The organism is Streptococcus sp. 3.1 (genome assembly GCF_016648915.1).
Taxonomy (GTDB): domain Bacteria; phylum Bacillota; class Bacilli; order Lactobacillales; family Streptococcaceae; genus Streptococcus; species Streptococcus salivarius_E.
This window is the reverse complement of sequence record NZ_JACLQV010000038.1, coordinates 1-5,046: the sequence shown is the minus strand read 5'-3', so window position 1 is coordinate 5,046 and position 5,046 is coordinate 1. Positions and strand designations below refer to the sequence as shown.

Annotated in this window: 1 tRNA gene and 3 rRNA genes; all 4 read left to right on the top strand. The window is 49.3% G+C overall.

Annotated elements, in window-relative coordinates:
- Positions 1-126 precede the first annotated feature (126 nt).
- The 4 genes from H7U02_RS11240 to rrf all read left to right on the top strand — a co-directional run bounded on the left by H7U02_RS11240 (position 127) and on the right by rrf (position 5,046).
- Positions 127-1,674, top strand: a 16S ribosomal RNA gene (locus tag H7U02_RS11240).
- A gap of 54 nt (positions 1,675-1,728) precedes the next feature.
- Positions 1,729-1,801: transfer RNA gene (locus H7U02_RS11235), tRNA-Ala, on the top strand.
- Positions 1,802-1,947: 146 nt separating this feature from the next.
- Positions 1,948-4,847: ribosomal RNA gene (locus H7U02_RS11230) — 23S ribosomal RNA — on the top strand.
- Positions 4,848-4,930: 83 nt separating this feature from the next.
- A 5S ribosomal RNA gene (gene rrf / locus H7U02_RS11225) occupies positions 4,931-5,046 on the top strand.
- Together the 16S, 23S and 5S rRNA genes with 1 tRNA gene alongside form the textbook arrangement of a ribosomal RNA operon.

The window sequence follows — 5,046 nt, the reverse complement described above, 5'->3', positions numbered from 1 at the left end:
AGACCTTTGAAAACTGAATAAGAAACCAAGTGCAGGGTTATGATAGAAGAAATTATAACCTGTCAATTTACAAGAATAAATCGTCAGACGACGGTAATGAGTTAACGCTCGAACAATTATTAAATTTTTAATGAGAGTTTGATCCTGGCTCAGGACGAACGCTGGCGGCGTGCCTAATACATGCAAGTAGAACGCTGAAGAGAGGAGCTTGCTCTTCTTGGATGAGTTGCGAACGGGTGAGTAACGCGTAGGTAACCTGCCTTGTAGCGGGGGATAACTATTGGAAACGATAGCTAATACCGCATAACAATGGATGACACATGTCATTTATTTGAAAGGGGCAATTGCTCCACTACAAGATGGACCTGCGTTGTATTAGCTAGTAGGTGAGGTAACGGCTCACCTAGGCGACGATACATAGCCGACCTGAGAGGGTGATCGGCCACACTGGGACTGAGACACGGCCCAGACTCCTACGGGAGGCAGCAGTAGGGAATCTTCGGCAATGGGGGCAACCCTGACCGAGCAACGCCGCGTGAGTGAAGAAGGTTTTCGGATCGTAAAGCTCTGTTGTAAGTCAAGAACGAGTGTGAGAGTGGAAAATTCACACTGTGACGGTAGCTTACCAGAAAGGGACGGCTAACTACGTGCCAGCAGCCGCGGTAATACGTAGGTCCCGAGCGTTGTCCGGATTTATTGGGCGTAAAGCGAGCGCAGGCGGTTTGATAAGTCTGAAGTTAAAGGCTGTGGCTCAACCATAGTTCGCTTTGGAAACTGTCAAACTTGAGTGCAGAAGGGGAGAGTGGAATTCCATGTGTAGCGGTGAAATGCGTAGATATATGGAGGAACACCGGTGGCGAAAGCGGCTCTCTGGTCTGTAACTGACGCTGAGGCTCGAAAGCGTGGGGAGCGAACAGGATTAGATACCCTGGTAGTCCACGCCGTAAACGATGAGTGCTAGGTGTTGGATCCTTTCCGGGATTCAGTGCCGCAGCTAACGCATTAAGCACTCCGCCTGGGGAGTACGACCGCAAGGTTGAAACTCAAAGGAATTGACGGGGGCCCGCACAAGCGGTGGAGCATGTGGTTTAATTCGAAGCAACGCGAAGAACCTTACCAGGTCTTGACATCCCGATGCTATTTCTAGAGATAGAAAGTTACTTCGGTACATCGGTGACAGGTGGTGCATGGTTGTCGTCAGCTCGTGTCGTGAGATGTTGGGTTAAGTCCCGCAACGAGCGCAACCCCTATTGTTAGTTGCCATCATTCAGTTGGGCACTCTAGCGAGACTGCCGGTAATAAACCGGAGGAAGGTGGGGATGACGTCAAATCATCATGCCCCTTATGACCTGGGCTACACACGTGCTACAATGGTTGGTACAACGAGTTGCGAGTCGGTGACGGCAAGCTAATCTCTTAAAGCCAATCTCAGTTCGGATTGTAGGCTGCAACTCGCCTACATGAAGTCGGAATCGCTAGTAATCGCGGATCAGCACGCCGCGGTGAATACGTTCCCGGGCCTTGTACACACCGCCCGTCACACCACGAGAGTTTGTAACACCCGAAGTCGGTGAGGTAACCTTTTGGAGCCAGCCGCCTAAGGTGGGATAGATGATTGGGGTGAAGTCGTAACAAGGTAGCCGTATCGGAAGGTGCGGCTGGATCACCTCCTTTCTAAGGAAAAACGGAATGTACTTGAGTTTCTTATTTAGTTTTGAGAGGTCTTGTGGGGCCTTAGCTCAGCTGGGAGAGCGCCTGCTTTGCACGCAGGAGGTCAGCGGTTCGATCCCGCTAGGCTCCATTGAATCGAAAGATTCAAGTATTGTCCATTGAAAATTGAATATCTATATCAAATTCCATATGTAATTAATTACATATAGATAGTAACAAGAAAATAAACCGAAACGCTGTGAATATTTAATGAGTTAGGTCGAAAGACCAAAATAAGGTTAAGTTAATAAGGGCGCACGGTGGATGCCTTGGCACTAGAAGCCGATGAAGGACGTGACTAACGACGAAATGCTTTGGGGAGCTGTAAGTGAGCAATGATCCAGAGATGTCCGAATGGGGGAACCCGGCAGGTAATGCCTGTCACTCATTACTGTTAAGGTAATGTAGAGGAAGACGCAGTGAACTGAAACATCTAAGTAGCTGCAGGAAGAGAAAGCAAAAGCGATTGCCTTAGTAGCGGCGAGCGAAACGGCAAGAGGGCAAACCGAAGAGTTTACTCTTCGGGGTTGTAGGACTGCAACGTGGACTTAAAGATTATAGAAGAACTACCTGGGAAGGTAGGCCAAAGAGAGTAATAGCCTCGTATTCGAAATAGTCTTTATACCTAGCAGTATCCTGAGTACGGCGAGACACGAGAAATCTCGTCGGAATCTGGGAGGACCATCTCCCAACCCTAAATACTCTCTAGTGACCGATAGTGAACCAGTACCGTGAGGGAAAGGTGAAAAGCACCCCGGGAGGGGAGTGAAATAGAACCTGAAACCGTGTGCCTACAACAAGTTCGAGCCCGTTAATGGGTGAGAGCGTGCCTTTTGTAGAATGAACCGGCGAGTTACGATATGATGCGAGGTTAAGTTGAAGAGACGGAGCCGTAGGGAAACCGAGTCTTAATAGGGCGCATTAGTATCATGTCGTAGACCCGAAACCATGTGACCTACCCATGAGCAGGTTGAAGGTGAGGTAAAACTCACTGGAGGACCGAACCAGGGCACGTTGAAAAGTGCTTGGATGACTTGTGGGTAGCGGAGAAATTCCAAACGAACTTGGAGATAGCTGGTTCTCTCCGAAATAGCTTTAGGGCTAGCGTCGATGTTAAGTCTCTTGGAGGTAGAGCACTGTTTGGGTGAGGGGTCCATCCCGGATTACCAATCTCAGATAAACTCCGAATGCCAACGAGATATAATCGGCAGTCAGACTGCGAGTGCTAAGATCCGTAGTCGAAAGGGAAACAGCCCAGACCACCAGCTAAGGTCCCAAAATATATGTTAAGTGGAAAAGGATGTGGGGTTGCACAGACAACTAGGATGTTAGCTTAGAAGCAGCTATTCATTCAAAGAGTGCGTAATAGCTCACTAGTCGAGTGACCCTGCGCCGAAAATGTACCGGGGCTAAAACATATTACCGAAGCTGTGGATACCTTTATAGGTATGGTAGGAGAGCGTTCTATGTGCGAAGAAGGTGTACCGTGAGGAGTGCTGGAGCGCATAGAAGTGAGAATGCCGGTATGAGTAGCGAAAGACAGGTGAGAATCCTGTCCACCGTAAGACTAAGGTTTCCAGGGGAAGGCTCGTCCGCCCTGGGTTAGTCGGGACCTAAGGAGAGACCGAAAGGTGTATCCGATGGACAACAGGTTGATATTCCTGTACTAGAGTATATAGTGATGGAGGGACGCAGTAGGCTAACTAAACCAGACGATTGGAAGTGTCTGGCCAAGCAGTGAGGTGTGATATGAGTCAAATGCTTATATCTATAACATTGAGCTGTGATGGGGAGCGAAGTTTAGTAGCGAAGTTAGTGATGTCACACTGCCGAGAAAAGCTTCTAGCGTTAATTATACTCTACCCGTACCGCAAACCGACACAGGTAGTCGAGGCGAGTAGCCTCAGGTGAGCGAGAGAACTCTCGTTAAGGAACTCGGCAAAATGGCCCCGTAACTTCGGGAGAAGGGGCGCTGACTTATGGTCAGCCGCAGTGAATAGGCCCAAGCAACTGTTTATCAAAAACACAGCTCTCTGCTAAATCGTAAGATGATGTATAGGGGGTGACGCCTGCCCGGTGCTGGAAGGTTAAGAGGAGTGCTTAGCGTAAGCGAAGGTATGAATTGAAGCCCCAGTAAACGGCGGCCGTAACTATAACGGTCCTAAGGTAGCGAAATTCCTTGTCGGGTAAGTTCCGACCCGCACGAAAGGCGTAATGATTTGGGCACTGTCTCAACGAGAGACTCGGTGAAATTTTAGTACCTGTGAAGATGCAGGTTACCCGCGACAGGACGGAAAGACCCCATGGAGCTTTACTGCAGTTTGATATTGAGTATCTGTACCACATGTACAGGATAGGTAGGAGCCTATGACCTCGGGACGCCAGTTTCGAGTGAGGCGTTGTTGGGATACTACCCTTGTGTTATGGCTACTCTAACCCAGATAGGTTATCCCTATCGGAGACAGTGTCTGACGGGCAGTTTGACTGGGGCGGTCGCCTCCTAAAAGGTAACGGAGGCGCCCAAAGGTTCCCTCAGAATGGTTGGAAATCATTCGCAGAGTGTAAAGGTATAAGGGAGCTTGACTGCGAGAGCTACAACTCGAGCAGGGACGAAAGTCGGGCTTAGTGATCCGGTGGTTCCGCATGGAAGGGCCATCGCTCAACGGATAAAAGCTACCCTGGGGATAACAGGCTTATCTCCCCCAAGAGTTCACATCGACGGGGAGGTTTGGCACCTCGATGTCGGCTCGTCGCATCCTGGGGCTGTAGTCGGTCCCAAGGGTTGGGCTGTTCGCCCATTAAAGCGGCACGCGAGCTGGGTTCAGAACGTCGTGAGACAGTTCGGTCCCTATCCGTCGCGGGCGTAGGAAATTTGAGAGGATCTGCTCCTAGTACGAGAGGACCAGAGTGGACTTACCGCTGGTGTACCAGTTGTTCTGCCAAGAGCATCGCTGGGTAGCTATGTAGGGAAGGGATAAACGCTGAAAGCATCTAAGTGTGAAGCCCACCTCAAGATGAGATTTCCCATGATTTTATATCAGTAAGAGCCCTGAGAGATGATCAGGTTGATAGGTTAGAAGTGGAAGTGTGGTGACACATGTAGCGGACTAATACTAATAGCTCGAGGACTTATCCAAAGAAAGTAACTGAGACATATTGACAACGATTTGGTTTCTTGATACAGTATAGATATTCAATTTTGAGTTGAGAATACTCAGAGTTAAGTGACGATAGCCTAGGAGATACACCTGTTCCCATGCCGAACACAGAAGTTAAGCCCTAGTACGCCTGATGTAGTTGGGGGTTGCCCCCTGTTAGATACGGTAGTCGCTTAGC